Below are 15,871 nucleotides of genomic sequence, written 5' to 3'. Positions count from 1 at the left end.
AGCGTGTTTTGAGCAACAAAAAGTATTAACGCCGCGACCGGCTTACCTGTCGCGGCGTTTTTCAATCGATTGCCGTACCGATGCGGGCGGCACAGATATCTTTCAAGGAGCGCACCTCATGGCTGTTGGTCTTGGTCCTTTGCCGACATTGCACCCGGTTCCAGGTTTTGAACTGGGCATTTCATCTGCCGGCATCAAACGTCCGGGCCGCAAGGACGTCGTGGTCATGCGCTGCGCAGAAGGCTCCAGTGTCGCCGGTGTCTTCACCCTCAACGCGTTCTGCGCGGCACCGGTGATCCTCGCAAAGCAGCGTGTAAACGGCCCTGTCCGTTATTTGCTGACCAATACCGGTAACGCCAATGCCGGCACCGGCGAGCCAGGACTGGTCAATGCTGCGCGCACTTGCGCCAAGCTCGCCGAGCTGACCGGCGTCGACGCCAATGCCGTGCTGCCGTACTCGACCGGCGTGATTGGCGAGCCGCTACCTGTGGAAAAGATCGAGGGCGCATTGCAAGCCGCTCTGGACGACCTGTCTGTGGATAACTGGGCTGCTGCGGCAACCGGCATCATGACCACCGACACGTTGCCAAAAGGCGCCAGCCGTCAGTTCCAGATCGACGGCGTGACCGTCACTGTGACCGGCATCAGTAAGGGCGCGGGCATGATTCGCCCGAACATGGCAACCATGCTGGGCTATATCGCTACCGACGCTAAAGTTTCGCAAAGTGTCCTGCAGGACCTGATTCGTGACGGCGCCAACAAGTCGTTCAACCGCATCACTATTGATGGCGACACTTCGACAAACGACTGCTGCATGCTGATCGCAACCGGCCAGGCCAATCTGCCGGAAGTGACCGAGGCCAAAGGTCCGCTGTTCGATGCGTTGAAAACAGCCGTATTCGACGTGTGTATGGAAGTGGCTCAGGCCATCGTGCGCGACGGCGAAGGCGCTACCAAGTTCGTGACCGTTGAAGTCAACGGCGGTGGCAATCATCAGGAATGTCTGGACGTCGGCTATGCAGTGGCTCACTCGCCATTGATCAAAACCGCGCTGTTCGCCTCCGACCCGAACTGGGGTCGTATTCTGGCGGCTGTAGGCCGTGCTGGCGTACCGGATCTGGACGTGAGCAAGATCGACGTTTACCTCGGTTCCGTCTGTATCGCCAGCAAGGGCTGCCGCGCGACTACCTACACTGAAGAGCAAGGTTCGGCGGTAATGGCTGAAGCTGAAATCACTATTCGCATTGAGCTGGGCCGTGGTGATTGCAGCGAGACTATCTGGACCACCGACCTGTCCCATGAGTACGTGAAGATCAACGCGGAATACCGCACGTAAGTTGTTTCACGATGATGGTGCGGTGTTTCTGCAGGTACGGCCTCGGCGGCCATGACACCGCGCTTTGTCGCGGCAACATTGGACTGTAGGAGCTCACTGAGGTTACGAGGCCAGCGATAGCGGTTTGCCTGACACTCCGCCATCGCTGGCCTCGTAACCTCGGTGAGCTCCTACAGGATAGGTATCAACTCAGAAAATGTATGTTGTTTGATAAGGGCGCGGCTACGCAGTCTGTATAGCTATTCATCCAAGCAAGGACACCTGAAATGACCCTGCACCTGATCATCGGCGACAAACGCTTTTCCTCCTGGTCTCTGCGCCCGGCACTGGCGCTCTACATGACGGGGGCGCCATACACCGAACAACTGATTCGCCTGAATCAGAACAACACCCGCCAGCTGATTCTCGAGCACTCGCCAACCGGCAAAGTCCCGCTGCTGAAAACCCAACACGGTGCAATTGCCGACTCGTTGGCAATTATTGAATACCTTGCCGAACAATTTCCCGACGCAGGTTTGTGGCCAAGCGATACAGCTGCGCGTGCTCAGGCCCGTTCGGCATGTGCGCAGATGCACAGCGGCTTTACTGCCTTGCGTTCAAGCATGCCTATGGATTTGCGCCGCGACGAAGCGCTGGAAGTCATTCCTGTGGATACACAGGGTGACATCGAACGTATCGTTCAGCTCTGGGCTGAATGCCGTGCTGTCGCGACTGAAAGCGGGCCGTTTCTGTTCGGCAAGGTCAGCGCTGCTGACGCATTCTTCGCCCCCGTGGTGATCCGCCTGCGCGCTTATCGGGTCGAACTGCCAGCCGAAGCGCTGGCGTACATCGAAACCATCTACCAATGGCCATTGTTCCAGCGTTGGCAGAAGGCTGCTTTAGAGGAAGTCGAAGGGTGAAACGTATTCATGTAGCTGCGGCGGTGATCCGCGGCGTTGACGGCAGAATTCTTATCGCCCGGCGTGCCGACACACAGCATCAGGGCGGTTTGTGGGAGTTTCCTGGAGGAAAGGTCGAGCCGGGAGAGGCCGTCGAGGCAGCGCTTGCTCGCGAACTACAGGAAGAACTGAACATCGCCGTCACCCAGGCAAGGCCGCTGATCAAGATTCAGCATGACTATCCGGACAAGCAAGTCTTGCTGGATGTCTGGGAGGTGTCGGCGTTTACCGGTGAACCTCACGGCGTCGAAGGGCAGCCGTTGGCCTGGGTGTCCAATCGAGAACTGGCGAGTTATGAATTCCCGGCTGCCAATCAGCCTATTGTTGCGGCGGCGCGTTTGCCCGGCGAATACCTGATTACCCCCGGTGAACTGGAAACTCCGCAGCTGCTTCGCGGCATGCAAAAGGCGATTGCTGGCGGTATCAAGCTGGTCCAGCTACGTGCGCCGAATGGCTATGATCCGCAGTACCGCGATCTTGCAGTGGACGCCGTGGGTTTGTGTGCCGGCAAGGCGCAGTTGATGCTCAAGGGGCCGCTGGAGTGGCTGGGCGACTTTCCGGCAGCGGGCTGGCACCTGACTTCGGCGCAACTGCGCAAACTCGCCCCGAACGGGCGCCCGTTTCCGAAGGATCGCTGGCTGGCAGCTTCCTGCCACAATGCTGAAGAGCTGGCCCTGGCCGAACTGATGGACGTTGATTTCGTGACCTTGTCACCGGTCCAGCCCACTCAGACTCATCCTGACGCTCAGCCACTGGGTTGGGAGCAGGCCCGGGAGCTGATTGCAGGCTTTAGCAAGCCGGTGTATCTGCTGGGTGGCGTTGGCCCGGACGATCAGCAACAAGCCTGGGAGAGCGGCGCACAAGGCGTGGCGGGGATCAGAGCGTTCTGGCCGGGGGAGTAATGCTCCCACGTAGGACCCGCCGGTCGACGGAATAGCGCGGTCTATGTGGGAGCGAGGCTTGCCCGCGAAGAACGATAACTCGGTGTGCCTGATACACCCGAGCAAAGATTTCGCGGGCAAGCACCGCTCCCACAGGGTTTTGCATCAAACCTGAGGCTTTTTCGCCGCCTCCCACAATATCTCCGCAATACCCTGCCGCTTGGCAATCAGTCTGGCCGCGACGAATAACAAATCCGACAACCGATTGATGTACGCCAGCCCAACTCCGGCCAGTGGTTCCACCGCATTCAGATGCTGACAGCGGCGCTCGGCGCTGCGGGCAAGGCTGCGGCATACATGGGCTTGGGCGATCAGCGCCGAACCTCCGGGCAGAATGAAATTCTCCAGCGGCCCCAACTCTTCATTCCACAGATCAATGGCCGTTTCCAGACGATCAATTTCTGCCTGATCCAGGGCCTGATAAACCGGCATCGCCAGCTCACCACCCAAGTCGAACAACCGATGCTGACAAGGCGCAAGCACGTCGATGACCTCAGCGAGAGCAGGGGTGTGCGACAACTGCTCGGCAAGCCCGGCGAGGAGCAATCCCAACTGGCTGTTCAGCGTATCGACTTCGCCGATAGCCTCGACCCGGGGATGATCCTTCGGCACGCGTCGGCCATCACCCAGGCCTGTTTCGCCGGTGTCACCCGTGCGTGTGTAAATTTTCGACAAGCGAAAGCCCATTCTCAATGCTCCGTCATAGCGGTGAAATAACCGCCTCAGGCACGGTCACCTGGCTACCTGCCAAAGGCAGGCGCAAGGTGAAGCAAGTGCCCTGGCCGACAGAGGAGTGCACCTCCATCTGGCCTTTGTGATTGTTGGTGATAATGAAATATGAGACCGAGAGCCCAAGGCCGGTGCCCTGACCGATTTCCTTGGTGGTGAAGAACGGTTCGAACGTACGCTTGCGCACCTGTTCAGACATACCAATGCCGTTATCTTCGACCTGAATCTCAGCCCAAGGGGGATTGAGTTTTGTACGCAGGATGATCCGACCCGGCTCGGCATCCTCGGGGCGCTGATGAATAGCCTGCGCGGCGTTTTTGAGCAGATTCAGCAACACCTGCTCCAACTCGTTGGCGGTCCCCGGTACCGGACCCAGTTCCGGGTCGAACTGACGAATGATAGCTTGACCCTTGAAGTCGAAACCGATCGTCAGATCAAAGTCATTGCTGGCGATCTCTACGGCTTGATCAATCAATGCAGGAAGGTCGCAGGGCGCCATCTGCCGAGTGCTGAGGCGACTGAAACTGAGCATATGGCTGACGATTTTTGCTGCGCGGGCTCCGGCCTGCTGGATCCCGTCGAGTAGCTGCGGTACTTCCCGGCTGACCAGATAGCGATTCACCGTTTCCAGTTCGATGCCTTCAGCTTCGGCCTGCTCGATATTTTTTTGCAAGTCGACGGACAGGCGCCGCCGGATGTTCTGGACGTTATGCAGAATGGCGCCCAGCGGATTGTTGATCTCATGGGCCATACCTGCGGCGAGGCCGCCGACGGAAAGCATCTTCTCGGATTGCACCATCATCTCCTCCAGCGACAAACGCTGGGTGATGTCGTCCACCCGGATCACCACGCCCTGGCCTGCGCCGCCGGTCAACGGATAGAACGTCAGCGCGTAATGACGGCGTTCCTCATCCTTGATCCAGGTCACCCGCTCGATCTTGGTGACGCTGTGCTGCTCTACCGTCTGTTTGAGCTGCGGCAGAAAGGTTTTCATCGGCGGGAAGGCCAGGAAGATCGGCTGATTGAGTGCCTCATCCAGCGGTGTCCCGGAGAGTGCGCTGGCCTCCTGATTCCATTGAGTCACGTAGAGCTGCTCATCAAGCGCGATCAGCGCCGAGGGCATCGAGTCAATAATGCTGTTCAGATAGTTCTGGAAGCCGGTGAGCTTCTTCTCGATCTTGCTGCGCACCTTCACCTCAAGCTCCAGCTTGCGGTTGGTGTTCCGGGTTTCTTCGGCCAGCCCCTGAGCCTGATCGTAAGCTTCCTGGGAGTCATCCCGGGCTCGTTTGAGTTGCTGCTCCCGGGCCTCGATACGCGACAGCATGGTGTTGAAAGCTTCAGCGAGACTGCCGATTTCATCCTTGTTGCCCGGCGCGGCGCGCAACGCATAACTCTCTTCGTGGGTGACCTGGCGTGACAGCTCTTCCAGTTGATAAATGGGTTCGGTAATCAACCGGCGAATCTGCCGGGCAATAACCAGCCAGAGCAGCACGCTGAAGATCAGAATGCCCAGGCTTGCAGTCAGGGTGCCGGTGTAGAACGCGGTGGGTAATTCGCTACTGGCTACCAGCAGCAGGTGGCCGGGAGCTTGCCCGGCTTTTGGTACCGGGATCAACTGAGTGTTACGAAACTCCGTGATGCGCCAGCCTTCGATCTCTTTGAAACGCTCGGGCAATTTGAGCTTTTCGCCCTGCTGCAATTGGCCGAGGCGCTCGCCATTTGTGTCGTAAAGCGCAGCAGCGCGCAGCGGGCCATAGTTTTTCAGCTCCTTGAGCAACGATTCGGCATTCGTCGAAGAGTTGAGCGCTTGTTCGGCAAGGTTCGGGTTGCTGATCAGGCGGCCAATGGTCTGCAGTGCCTGAGGGGCCATGGCCTCCTGGGAGATGTAATAGGCAGCACCGATGAATGTCAGATTGGCGACCAGCAGGACGGTAGTCAGCAAGACCAGCAGGGCTGCCAGTAGCTTCTGGCCGACCGGCAGGTTTTCCAGGCGTTGGCGCAATGGCATGAGACGAATCACATACGGATGAGGAATGTTCAGGGTAGCGCGCACTCTGGCCCTTGAGCAAACCGGGCGAGCCTTTGCCTGAAGCCTAATCTATGGGCAGGCCGTTTATTGTCAGGTGCTGAACCAGTCGTTTTTTGAGCTGTTGCAAATGTGGAACAGAACAATGATGCCGATCAGCCGCTGCGCAGGCGTAACCCAACAGATAACTGATTTCTGTGCGGCGTCGTTGCACGACATCCTGATGCATTGATGAGTAATTGGCTGCTGTTGCCTGAATGACTCGTTGCACATCGCGATGTAAATCCACGGCAGCTTCGGGTTGGCCGCAACACTGGAGCAGTTCGCTTAACTCCTCGCACAGCGTCGCCACTTCACAGTGATGCTGCGTCAAGTCGCCGTTGCGGCAGTCGTAAAGTACCGTCAGTGGATTGATCGCGCAGTTCAGGGCCAGCTTGCGCCATAGCCGGGTGAGAATCTCTGGCGTCCATTCATGGGGGATGCCGGCCTGTTGCAGTTCACTCAACCAGCCGGGAGGGCCAGGATCAGCAGGATCGCCCAGCCAGTTGTAACCATGCCCGGCAAACACCACTCGCCAGTCGCGTTCGCGAAACGCTCCTTCGGTACTGGAGGCGCAGATGCAACGGGCTTTAGGGACTTTTGCGGCCACCGCGTCCTGACTGCCCAAACCGTTTTGCAGCAGGATGATTTCCGCGTCAGGTACCAGCCGCTGCGCCAGAGCAGCCACTGCCTGCTCGGTATCGTAAGCCTTGCATGCCAGCAACAGCCGTTGGATAGGTTCTGCGCTGCTGACGAGCTGTGCGCTGATCGCCAGCCGACTTTCGACACCGTGCTCAACCAGCGTCAGGGTCGCGCCATTGGCCTCGTAATCTGCCAGACGCGTGGCATCACGCAGTAGCAGACGCACGGGCAAACCAGCCCTCGCCAGGCGCGCCGCCCACAGGCTACCCAGGCTTCCGGCCCCTAGCACATGCCAGACGACGCTCATCAACGAGTCACTGCGAAGCGAAGAAAACTGTGCAGGAGCGAGAAAACGGCTGTCGACATGGAAGGCTCGCAGTGAACGCGGGAAAGTCTCGTTATAATAACCGGGTTTTATTCACATCAAAGACAGGCGTTCCGACACGCCATCCATTGGAGAAATGACATGCCCTCGTTCGACGTAGTGTCCGAACTGGATAAACACGAAGTCACTAATGCCGTCGATAACGCTATCAAAGAGCTGGACCGTCGCTACGACTTGAAAGGTAAAGGTGAGTTCGAGTTCAAGGAAAAGGACCTGACGGTCAATCTGACTGCCGAGGCTGAGTTCCAGCTTGAAGCGATGATCGAAATCCTCAAGCTCTGCCTGGTCAAACGCAAGATCGACGTCAAATGCCTTGAGGTCAAAGACGCGTTTGCATCCGGCAAGTTGATGAAGCAGGACGCGGTGCTCAAAGAAGGCATCGACAAAGAGTTGGCGAAGAAAATCGTCGCGCACATTAAGGACGCCAAGCTCAAGGTTCAGGCTGCCATTCAAGGTGAGCAAGTACGCGTCACCGGCAAGAAGCGTGATGACCTGCAAGAAGCCATGGCTGTATTACGTGCCAATGAGTTTGGTATGCCGCTGCAGTTCAATAACTTCCGTGACTGATCACTCGGCCTTTGCGCGGGGGGAGCCACTTATCCCCGAACGCGGGGCCAGTGCAAGCGGCTGAGCGCATTGGGCCGGATCCAATGCTTCAGCCGCCAGTTTCGCGAATCGCAAGGAGATAAATATGGATTTGAATGCCGAAATGGATCATCTGATAAAGGCCTCCCAGGCCTGGATTCCAATGATCATGCAATACGGCAGCCGCGTGCTGTTGGCGTTGGTTACCCTGACCATCGGTTGGTGGTTGATCAACCGCCTGACCACCAAAGTGGGCGCGCTATTGGCGCTGCGCAATGCGGACCTCGCATTGCAGGGCTTTATCAGCAGTCTGGCCAACATCATTCTGAAGATTCTGCTGATCGTCAGCGTTGCGTCGATGATCGGGATTGAAACCACCTCGTTCGTGGCTGCTATCGGTGCTGCGGGTCTGGCGATTGGTCTTGCATTGCAAGGCAGTCTGGCGAATTTCGCCGGTGGCGTACTGATTCTGCTGTTTCGCCCATTCCGCATTGGTGACTGGATCGAAGCCCAGGGTATCGCCGGCACTGTAGACAATATCCAGATATTCCATACCGTAGTGCGCACCGGTGACAACAAGACGGTGATCCTGCCCAACGGCAATCTGTCCAACGGGATTATCACCAACACCAATCGTCAGCCAACCCGCAAGATCACCTTTGATGTGGGCGTTGATTACGAGGCTGACCTTAAACAGGCGCTGCAAGTCCTGATGGACATGGCAGACGATCCTCGGGTGTTGCAGGATCCTGCGCCGCAGGCCGTGGTGGCTGCGCTGGGTGATAGCTCGATCACTGTTTCGTTGCGGGTATGGGTCAAGACCGGCGATTTTGGCGATGTGTCGAACCGCTTCAATGCTGAAGCCCGCGACCGCCTGCGTGCTGCCAATATCGATATCCCGTTCCCGCAGAGAGTGATTCGCGTGGTTCAGGATTCTCCGGCACCGCAGTAATTAACATATGACTTTGTAGGAGCTGCCGAAGGCTGCGAAAGCATTCTGGCTGACACGCCGCCATCGCAGCCTTCGGCAGCTCCTACAGATTCAGCGTTGCAGCGTTAAAGTTGTTCTTGCGAGGGTTTCTCTGCCTCAAGCACCTCAGCCGCCTTGTCCTGGCGCGCCTCCTTGCTCCACTGCAAGATGATCATGATCAGCGTCGGCACGCCCAACAGCGCCGTGATCAGGAAGAAGTTGTGATAGCCATACTTCTCCACGACGACCCCCGAATAGCCTCCCAACAAACGCGGCAGCAGAAGCATGATCGAGCTGAGCAGCGCATATTGTGTTGCCGAGAACTTGAGGTTGGTCAGGCTGGATAGATACGCCACAAACGCTGAAGTCGCCAATCCAGAGCTGAAATTGTCCAGCGAAATGGTCAGCACCAGCATCTTCAGGTTCGGTCCCATGTCGGCCAGCATCAGGAATAGCAGGTTGGTGGCAGCTGAACTCAGGCCGCCAATGAACAGAATCGGCATGATGCCAAAACGCACGATCAGCAACCCGCCAAAGCCCGCGCCCAGCAGCGTCATGATCAGGCCAAAGATCTTGCTGACACTGGCGATCTGATCCTTGGTAAAACCCTGATCGATATAAAACACGTTGGCCATTACGCCCATGACCGTGTCTGACATGCGATAGGTAGCGATCAGTCCGAGCAACAGAAATGCTTGCCAGCGATAGCGCAGGATGAAGTCGTTGATGGGCGTCAGTACCGGCGCCAGGCCGCGTCGGCCCATTGAAGACAGGCACGCGACAGTTAGTACGATATAGAGGATGGCGCGCAGGAAGGCGCGGTCTTCCATCAGCAAGTCAGTCCAGCTGGAGTTCTGAAACAACACGCTGGCGAAGTCTGTGTTGTAGAGCTGGGTGAACATCGCCGGGACCGACACCAACAGCACGATCAAGACGAAAACAGATGCCAGTTGGTGCGCAAAGCCGTAGCGAGCCGCCGACAGCTGAGTGCGCAATGCCACAGGTGGCTCGCGCATGATCAGGGTTGTGATCAAGGCTGGCAGCATCAGCAGACCGAACAGCACATACGTGCCTGTCCATGCAGAGTGTTTGTAGGCGAAGCCCGTAGACCCAAATCCTTCAGCGAAATACAGCGCGCCCGCCGTGGCTAGCAGCGCCGCAACACGGTAGCCAGACATGTAGCTGGCCGCGAGGGCTGCTTGCTGAGTGTCGTTGGCGATTTCCAGGCGATAAGCATCGATGGCGATGTCTTGAGTCGCTGAGGAAAACGCTACGACGACGGCAATTGCGATCAGCCATGAAAGGTGCTGCTGCGGATCGCAGAAGCCCATGCCGATCAAGCCCAGGATTACCAGACTCTGCGACAGGACCAGCCAGGAACGACGTCGACCCAGCTTGCCCAGCAGCGGCAGGCGCCATTGGTCGAGCAAGGGTGACCATACCCATTTAAAGGCATAGGCGAGCCCGATCAGGCTGGCATAGCCGATGGTTTCACGGGCGACACCGGCTTCACGCAACCAGACCGACAGAGTAGAGAACACCAACATGTAGGGCATGCCCGCAGCGAATCCGAGCAACAACAGCACTAACGTCGAGGGGCTGGCATATGCGGCGAGCGCGGCGCGCCAGGTTTTACGGGGCATGGGCTGGAGTCTGCCTCAGGTTACGAAAACAAAGGGCGCACTCTAACCGCTGTGCTCTATCGGACGCCAGCCATGACGCCGGATATCTACCCGATTGTTCTCCACAAGGACGCCTTCAGCGCGTAAACGGGCGCGTTGTTCGTCGCCTGAGGTCGTTCCGACCGACAAGCTGACCTTGCCACCAGCGCCTATCACCCGGTGCCACGGCAGTGAACTGCCGTCTGGCAACTGGCTCAGGGTTCTTCCGACCCAGCGAGCAGCGCGGCCCAGGCCTGCCAGTTGAGCCAGTTGCCCGTAAGTGACAACTTTTCCTTCCGGTACCTGATTGAGCGTAAGGTACAGCGCAGTACGCCGCGCCTGGGCCGGGTCCATACCTGTCGGGTCCGCGCAGTGCCGTTGCTCGCTGGTCACCATTTCCCTCCTGTTTATAGATCTGTTTATAGCTTTTTATAGATGGGCGGCTGTCCGGGTTTTGAACTACAGAAAAATCCCACGGTCTGTGTTTTCTGTGCCCGCGGCGGTCTTCGATTGCCTTGACGTCATCTTCGCAGATGATGCCCGATTTTCCGCTAACTGAGCCTCCTAGTTGCTTATGCTGACCAGAACTCTGCTGTTCCTCGCTGCCTCCATCGCCGCCACTCCGTTGCTCGCCGACACCGTCTGGTTGAAGAACGGCGACAAGATCACCGGTACCATCAAGCTGTTCGACGGCGGCAAGCTGCTGATCGAGACCTCCTATGGGGGCGCAATCCCTGTGGACTGGAAACAGGTCAAGACCCTGGAGAGTGACCAGCAGTTGATGGTCAAGCAGGATCAGTATCAGGGTGAAATTGCCAAATCGTTGAAAGCGTCGGATGACGGCAAAGTCACGCTGACCAACGGCGAAGCGCCAAAAACCGTCGAGTTGGCCAGCATTCAGCAGATCCTCAAGCCCAAACCGGTCATCACTGATCTGGTATGGAAAGGCAATGTCGATCTGGCAATGGACTTCCAGAAGGCCGAGAACGATACCGACGACTACAACCTGGCCTTCAAGACTTCGGCTCGGCATGGTCAATGGCGGCATAACGCCAAAGGCGATTACAACCGCGAAACTCAGGATGATGTGGTCAGCACCGACAACTGGAGTGCCGAGTACTCCATCGACCGCTTCCTGACCGAGAAATTTTTCTGGGATGGCCGGATCAGCTACAAGCGCGACAAAGTGGAAGACCTGAGCCGTCAGCGTGTTGTGGGTACGGGTCCTGGCTACCAGTTCTGGGATGACGAGTTGGGCGCTTTCAAGCTCGGCGCTCTGCTTAACCGCACTGATTACGAGTTCTCCAACGGCGGTAAGGAAAACTTCTACTCCGTGGCGGGTACGTGGGACTACAACCGCTTCCTGATCGGTAAAAAAGTTGAATTCTTTACCAACGGTGAGCTAGGCAGGCCGTTGAGCAACGTTGCTGATTACGCACTCGATGCAGAAGTCGGGCTGCGTTACAAAGTCACTGACTGGGCTTCGTTGAACCTGAAAGCCGAGAAGAACGTTATCAGCGGCTCCGACGATGGCGATCTGGACAAAACCCGCTACACCGCAGGCTTTGGTGTGACCTGGTAAACGGCTGGCTAGCCTGTTTTCAGGTATCTCCCGCTGCATTCGTTATTCGGCGGGAGAGAAATTGTGGGGTGCGTTACAAACCCCGTGGGAGCGAATTCATTCGCGAAAGGGCCGGTATATCCTCAGCCTGTTTGAAATACGCTCTTCCCGAATAAACCCGGTCCCACGTCAACGCCAGCCTCGACACGCAACTCCCCCCAAGCGCTGCAAAAAAGCTGATCGTAATAATTTTTAACTTGTCTTCCGAAGCCGTGCACGTGCCCAATCACTGCTGATTATTGTTCAGCTTTATTTATACGTGCGTCGACCGTCGACGAGTTCGTTACGAGGAGTCACTGGATGAGTGTGAAGGCTATCAAGCAAGCGCGGGAGCTGCTGCTCAAGGAATACAGAGGTGTGCTGTCCACGCACTCCAAATCCATGCCGGGTTTCCCTTTTGGTTCTTCGGTACCGTATTGCCTTGATGACCAGGGGCGACCTCTGATTCTGATCAGTCGCATCGCTCAGCACACCCACAACCTGGGCAAAGACGCTAAATGCTCGCTGTTGGTGGGCGAGCGCGAAGCTGACGACGTTCAGGCGACTGGACGCGTGACGGTCATGGCTGAAGCCCAAAAGCTTGTTGAACCGGACGCCATCGAGAGCGCTGCTCAGCGCTATTACCGTTTTTTTCCTGAGTCGCAGAGCTATCACAGCGCCCATGACTTCGATTTCTGGGTGTTGGCGCCGGTGCGCTATCGTTTTATCGGCGGCTTCGGTGCAATTCACTGGCTGGATCACGTTGAGCTGGCGAACCCGTTTGCGGGCTCCGCTGAAGCCGGCATGGTCGAGCACATGAATGCTGATCACGCCAATGCCATTGCGCACTATGTACAGCTCACGGGGCTGCCACAAGGTGAGACGGCACAGTTGGCAGGTATCGACAGCGAAGGCATGCACTTGCGCATCGGTCAGAGCCTATACTGGCTGGCTTTCAGTGAGCCCTGTAATACACCGAAACAAGTCCGCGAAGCCTTGGTTCAGCTGGCTCACGCGGAAAAATGGCCCACTCGTGATAGTCAGGAGGCTTGAATTCACGCTTTGATGACGTCACGTAGGGTCTACTGCAAGGCATTCTTGCGTTGAGGAATTCAATTGATGCGTGTTTTTCTACTGCTGTTCCTTCTTTTTCCGGTACTGGAACTGTTCGTTCTGGTGCGGGTGGGCATGTCGATCGGCTTCTTTCCGACATTCCTGATGGTGGTCGCAACCTCGCTGTTGGGCCTGTTCGTTATCCGGGTTGCCGGGTTTGCTACTGCCATGCGCGCGCGTGAAAGCCTGTCGCGTGGCGAACTGCCTGCCCAGCAGATGCTTGAAGGCTTGATGATTGCCGTCGGTGGCGGGCTTCTTCTGTTGCCGGGCTTCATCAGCGACATTCTTGGTGTGATCTGCCTGTTGCCTGTTACACGTCGGGTGCTGGTCAACACCATGCGCAAACGTGCTGAAGAACAGGCTATCCGTCAGCGTGCCTTCGCAGAAGACATGCCAGCGAGCAACGATCCGGGTCGTCCGGGAGCGATCCACCCTCCGACTCGCGAGCCGGATGTGATCGAAGGCGAGTTCGAACATCGCGACAAATAATCGCCTCCATAGCCCCGCTGCGCGGCACCTCAGGGTGCCGCGTGCGTTTTATGACGCGGTAACTTTCAACAAAAAAATTCAACGGCTGGCCTTGTAATCACCATGCCCGCCCTTATGTATGGGTCACCGCAAGGTTTCTGGCCATTTCGCCAGACCGTATTCTGCGGTTCGCTCGTCGAACCGCAACCGGCAGCGCCGGATGTTTTAACCCGCCGGTGTCTTCACTGGCCGTTCAAAAACCATAATTAGGAGATCGACAATGAAGCTTCGTCCTCTGCATGACCGCGTCGTAATCCGTCGCAGCGAAGAAGAATCCAAAACTGCTGGCGGTATCGTTCTGCCAGGTTCGGCTGCTGAAAAGCCAAACCGTGGCGAGATCATTGCTGTAGGTACCGGCCGCGTGCTGGACAACGGCGAAGTACGTGCGCTGGCCGTGAAAGTGGGTGACAAAGTGGTGTTTGGCCCGTACTCCGGCAGCAACACTGTGAAAGTAGATGGCGAAGACCTGCTGGTGATGAGCGAGAACGAAATTCTCGCGGTCGTCGAAGCCTGAGTCACCCCACTAGTTTCCGTTACTACTCAAAGTATTTAAGGAAGATCGATCATGGCTGCTAAAGAAGTTAAATTCGGCGATTCTGGCCGTAAAAAAATGCTCGCCGGTGTCAACGTCCTGGCTGACGCAGTAAAAGCAACTCTGGGCCCAAAAGGCCGTAACGTCATCATCGAGAAGAGCTTCGGTGCTCCTCTGATCACCAAAGACGGTGTTTCGGTTGCTAAAGAAATCGAACTGAAAGACCGTTTCGAAAACATGGGCGCGCAGCTGGTCAAAGACGTTGCTTCCCGTGCAAACGATGACGCTGGTGACGGTACTACCACTGCAACCGTTCTGGCTCAGGCTATCGTCAACGAAGGCCTGAAAGCCGTCGCTGCTGGCATGAACCCGATGGACCTCAAGCGCGGCATCGACAAGGCGACCATCGCCATCGTTGCTGAACTGAAAAAACTGTCCAAGCCTTGCACCGACACCAAGGCTATCGCTCAGGTAGGTACTATCTCCGCGAACTCCGACAATTCCATCGGCGACATCATTGCTGAAGCCATGGAAAAAGTGACCAAAGACGGCGTTATCACCGTTGAAGAAGGCACTGGTCTGGAAAACGAACTGTCCGTTGTTGAAGGCATGCAGTTCGACCGTGGCTACCTGTCCCCGTACTTCATCAACAAGCCAGACACCATGGTTGCCGAGCTGGACAGCCCGCTGATCCTGCTGGTCGACAAGAAAATCTCGAACATCCGCGAAATGCTGCCAGTTCTGGAAGCAGTGGCCAAAGCTGGCCGTCCGCTGTTGATCGTTGCTGAAGACGTTGAAGGCGAAGCCCTGGCGACTCTGGTTGTGAACAACATGCGTGGCATCGTCAAAGTTGCAGCCGTCAAGGCTCCAGGCTTCGGCGACCGTCGCAAGGCAATGCTGCAGGACATCGCTGTCCTGACTGGCGGTACCGTTATCTCCGAAGAAATCGGCCTGAGCCTGGAAACCACTACCCTGGAACACCTGGGTAATGCCAAGCGCGTTGTGCTGAACAAAGAAAACACCACCATCATCGACGGTGCTGGCGTTCGCACTGACATCGACGGTCGTATCTCGCAGATTCGTCAGCAGATCGGTGACACCACTTCGGACTACGACAAAGAGAAACTGCAAGAGCGTCTGGCCAAGCTGTCCGGCGGCGTTGCAGTTATCAAAGTCGGCGCTGGTTCCGAAGTTGAAATGAAAGAGAAGAAAGCCCGCGTTGAAGACGCCCTGCACGCTACTCGTGCAGCCGTTGAAGAAGGCGTGGTACCTGGCGGTGGCGTGGCTCTGGTTCGCTCCCTGCAAGCAATCGCCGAACTGAAAGGCGACAACGCTGATCAGAACGTTGGTATCGCTCTGCTGCGTCGCGCTGTAGAAGCTCCACTGCGTCAGATCGTTGCCAACTCCGGTGACGAGCCAAGCGTTGTAGTCGACAAGGTCAAGCAGGGTTCGGGTAACTTCGGTTACAACGCTGCTACCGGCGAATACGGCGACATGATCGAAATGGGCATCCTGGACCCGGCTAAAGTGACTCGCTCTGCTCTGCAGGCTGCGTCCTCTATCGCCAGTCTGATGATCACCACCGAAGCCATGATCGCTGACGCTCCGGACGACAAAGCACCAGCTGGCGGCGGTATGCCAGACATGGGCGGCATGGGTGGTATGGGCGGCATGATGTAAGCCAGCTTCACCCCCTAGCTGTACCCCATAAAAGAACCCCGCCTTGTGCGGGGTTTTTTTATGGGCAGGATCCTGGCTTTGCTTTGCTTTGCTTTGCTTTGCTTTGCTTTGCTTTGCTTTGCTTTGCTTTGCTTTGCTTTGCTTTGCTTTGCTTTGCTTTGCTTTG

The 15,871-nt window shown here is 56.9% G+C and carries 15 protein-coding genes; 10 read left to right on the top strand and 5 right to left on the bottom strand.

What is annotated here, in order from left to right; translation table 11 throughout:
* Positions 1–118: 118 nt before the first annotated feature.
* The 3 genes from argJ (at position 119) to AUC61_RS05540 (ending at position 3,176) form a co-directional block, all read left to right on the top strand.
* The gene (gene argJ / locus AUC61_RS05550) at positions 119–1,336 is read left to right on the top strand and encodes a bifunctional glutamate N-acetyltransferase/amino-acid acetyltransferase ArgJ (RefSeq protein WP_243244864.1); all 1,218 of its coding nucleotides are present in this window, start codon (positions 119–121) and stop codon (positions 1,334–1,336) included.
* 266 nt (positions 1,337–1,602) lie between these two features.
* The gene (locus AUC61_RS05545; RefSeq protein WP_243244862.1) at positions 1,603–2,235 is read left to right on the top strand and encodes a glutathione S-transferase family protein; all 633 of its coding nucleotides are present in this window, start codon (positions 1,603–1,605) and stop codon (positions 2,233–2,235) included.
* Positions 2,232–3,176: a Nudix family hydrolase gene (locus AUC61_RS05540; RefSeq protein ID WP_243244860.1), complete on the top strand. Its 945-nt coding sequence runs from the start codon at positions 2,232–2,234 to the stop codon at positions 3,174–3,176. The genes AUC61_RS05545 and AUC61_RS05540 overlap by 4 nt, the downstream gene beginning before the upstream one ends.
* A 144-nt stretch (positions 3,177–3,320) precedes the next feature.
* Here AUC61_RS05540 and AUC61_RS05535 read toward each other — a convergent pair whose 3' ends face one another.
* The 3 genes from AUC61_RS05535 to AUC61_RS05525 all read right to left on the bottom strand — a co-directional run bounded on the left by AUC61_RS05535 (position 3,321) and on the right by AUC61_RS05525 (position 6,958).
* Positions 3,321–3,902 carry a cob(I)yrinic acid a,c-diamide adenosyltransferase gene (locus AUC61_RS05535; RefSeq protein ID WP_243244858.1) on the bottom strand — a complete coding sequence of 194 codons (582 nt, stop codon included), beginning with the start codon at positions 3,900–3,902 and terminating at the stop codon, positions 3,321–3,323.
* A gap of 13 nt (positions 3,903–3,915) precedes the next feature.
* Positions 3,916–5,952, bottom strand: a complete 2,037-nt coding sequence (locus AUC61_RS05530; protein ID WP_243245309.1) for a sensor histidine kinase — start codon at positions 5,950–5,952, stop codon at positions 3,916–3,918.
* 85 nt (positions 5,953–6,037) lie between these two features.
* A complete protein-coding gene (locus AUC61_RS05525; protein ID WP_243244857.1) occupies positions 6,038–6,958 on the bottom strand; it encodes a putative 2-dehydropantoate 2-reductase in 921 nt (306 codons plus the stop codon).
* A 159-nt stretch (positions 6,959–7,117) separates the two neighbouring features.
* Here AUC61_RS05525 and AUC61_RS05520 point away from each other — a divergent pair, with 159 nt between their 5' ends.
* Together AUC61_RS05520 and AUC61_RS05515 are read left to right on the top strand one after the other, a co-directional pair.
* Positions 7,118–7,603: a YajQ family cyclic di-GMP-binding protein gene (locus AUC61_RS05520; protein WP_122662678.1), complete on the top strand. Its 486-nt coding sequence runs from the start codon at positions 7,118–7,120 to the stop codon at positions 7,601–7,603.
* Between the two features lie 124 nt (positions 7,604–7,727).
* Entirely contained in the window at positions 7,728–8,573 is an 846-nt protein-coding gene (locus AUC61_RS05515; protein ID WP_243244856.1) for a mechanosensitive ion channel family protein, read from the top strand.
* A gap of 104 nt (positions 8,574–8,677) precedes the next feature.
* Here the strand turns inward: AUC61_RS05515 and AUC61_RS05510 are convergent, their stop codons facing one another.
* Both AUC61_RS05510 and AUC61_RS05505 read right to left on the bottom strand, forming a co-directional pair.
* On the bottom strand, positions 8,678–10,234 hold the full coding sequence (locus AUC61_RS05510) for an AmpG family muropeptide MFS transporter (RefSeq protein ID WP_243244853.1): 1,557 nt from the start codon (positions 10,232–10,234) through the stop codon (positions 8,678–8,680).
* A gap of 42 nt (positions 10,235–10,276) precedes the next feature.
* A complete protein-coding gene (locus AUC61_RS05505) occupies positions 10,277–10,606 on the bottom strand; it encodes an MGMT family protein (protein ID WP_243245308.1) in 330 nt (109 codons plus the stop codon).
* 220 nt (positions 10,607–10,826) lie between these two features.
* Here AUC61_RS05505 and AUC61_RS05500 point away from each other — a divergent pair, with 220 nt between their 5' ends.
* From AUC61_RS05500 to groL, 5 genes are all read left to right on the top strand, one after another.
* Positions 10,827–11,834, top strand: coding sequence for a DUF481 domain-containing protein (locus tag AUC61_RS05500; protein WP_243244851.1), 1,008 nt, complete (start codon positions 10,827–10,829; stop codon positions 11,832–11,834).
* 339 nt (positions 11,835–12,173) lie between these two features.
* Complete coding sequence (locus AUC61_RS05495) at positions 12,174–12,905, top strand: HugZ family pyridoxamine 5'-phosphate oxidase (protein ID WP_243244849.1); 732 nt, start codon at positions 12,174–12,176, stop codon at positions 12,903–12,905.
* Positions 12,906–12,971: 66 nt separating this feature from the next.
* Complete coding sequence (locus AUC61_RS05490) at positions 12,972–13,454, top strand: FxsA family protein (RefSeq protein ID WP_122662668.1); 483 nt, start codon at positions 12,972–12,974, stop codon at positions 13,452–13,454.
* Between the two features lie 259 nt (positions 13,455–13,713).
* Positions 13,714–14,007, top strand: coding sequence for a co-chaperone GroES (locus AUC61_RS05485; protein ID WP_087264828.1), 294 nt, complete (start codon positions 13,714–13,716; stop codon positions 14,005–14,007).
* A gap of 51 nt (positions 14,008–14,058) precedes the next feature.
* Positions 14,059–15,705 carry a chaperonin GroEL gene (gene groL, locus AUC61_RS05480; RefSeq protein WP_122662666.1) on the top strand — a complete coding sequence of 549 codons (1,647 nt, stop codon included), beginning with the start codon at positions 14,059–14,061 and terminating at the stop codon, positions 15,703–15,705.
* Positions 15,706–15,871: the final 166 nt, after the last annotated feature.

It is taken from the genome of Pseudomonas maioricensis (assembly GCF_022790535.1).
In the GTDB taxonomy this organism is placed as follows: Bacteria; Pseudomonadota; Gammaproteobacteria; order Pseudomonadales; family Pseudomonadaceae; genus Aquipseudomonas; species Aquipseudomonas maioricensis.
The sequence above is the reverse complement of the archived record's forward strand: the minus strand, read 5'-3'. Positions and strand labels throughout refer to the sequence as shown.

Excerpts from the sequence above, each read along its gene's own strand:
- AUC61_RS05530 (WP_243245309.1), bottom strand. The coding sequence starts at position 5,952 with ATGCCATTGCGCCAACGCCTGGAAAACCTGCCGGTCGGCCAGAAGCTA.
- AUC61_RS05505 (WP_243245308.1), bottom strand. The coding sequence starts at position 10,606 with ATGGACCCGGCCCAGGCGCGGCGTACTGCGCTGTACCTTACGCTCAAT.
- AUC61_RS05545 (WP_243244862.1), top strand. The coding sequence starts at position 1,603 with ATGACCCTGCACCTGATCATCGGCGACAAACGCTTTTCCTCCTGGTCT.
- AUC61_RS05500 (WP_243244851.1), top strand. The coding sequence starts at position 10,827 with ATGCTGACCAGAACTCTGCTGTTCCTCGCTGCCTCCATCGCCGCCACT.
- AUC61_RS05535 (WP_243244858.1), bottom strand. The coding sequence starts at position 3,902 with ATGGGCTTTCGCTTGTCGAAAATTTACACACGCACGGGTGACACCGGC.
- AUC61_RS05485 (WP_087264828.1), top strand. The coding sequence starts at position 13,714 with ATGAAGCTTCGTCCTCTGCATGACCGCGTCGTAATCCGTCGCAGCGAA.
- groL (WP_122662666.1), top strand. The coding sequence starts at position 14,059 with ATGGCTGCTAAAGAAGTTAAATTCGGCGATTCTGGCCGTAAAAAAATG.
- AUC61_RS05510 (WP_243244853.1), bottom strand. The coding sequence starts at position 10,234 with ATGCCCCGTAAAACCTGGCGCGCCGCGCTCGCCGCATATGCCAGCCCC.
- AUC61_RS05525 (WP_243244857.1), bottom strand. The coding sequence starts at position 6,958 with ATGAGCGTCGTCTGGCATGTGCTAGGGGCCGGAAGCCTGGGTAGCCTG.
- AUC61_RS05515 (WP_243244856.1), top strand. The coding sequence starts at position 7,728 with ATGGATTTGAATGCCGAAATGGATCATCTGATAAAGGCCTCCCAGGCC.
- AUC61_RS05495 (WP_243244849.1), top strand. The coding sequence starts at position 12,174 with ATGAGTGTGAAGGCTATCAAGCAAGCGCGGGAGCTGCTGCTCAAGGAA.
- AUC61_RS05520 (WP_122662678.1), top strand. The coding sequence starts at position 7,118 with ATGCCCTCGTTCGACGTAGTGTCCGAACTGGATAAACACGAAGTCACT.
- argJ (WP_243244864.1), top strand. The coding sequence starts at position 119 with ATGGCTGTTGGTCTTGGTCCTTTGCCGACATTGCACCCGGTTCCAGGT.
- AUC61_RS05490 (WP_122662668.1), top strand. The coding sequence starts at position 12,972 with ATGCGTGTTTTTCTACTGCTGTTCCTTCTTTTTCCGGTACTGGAACTG.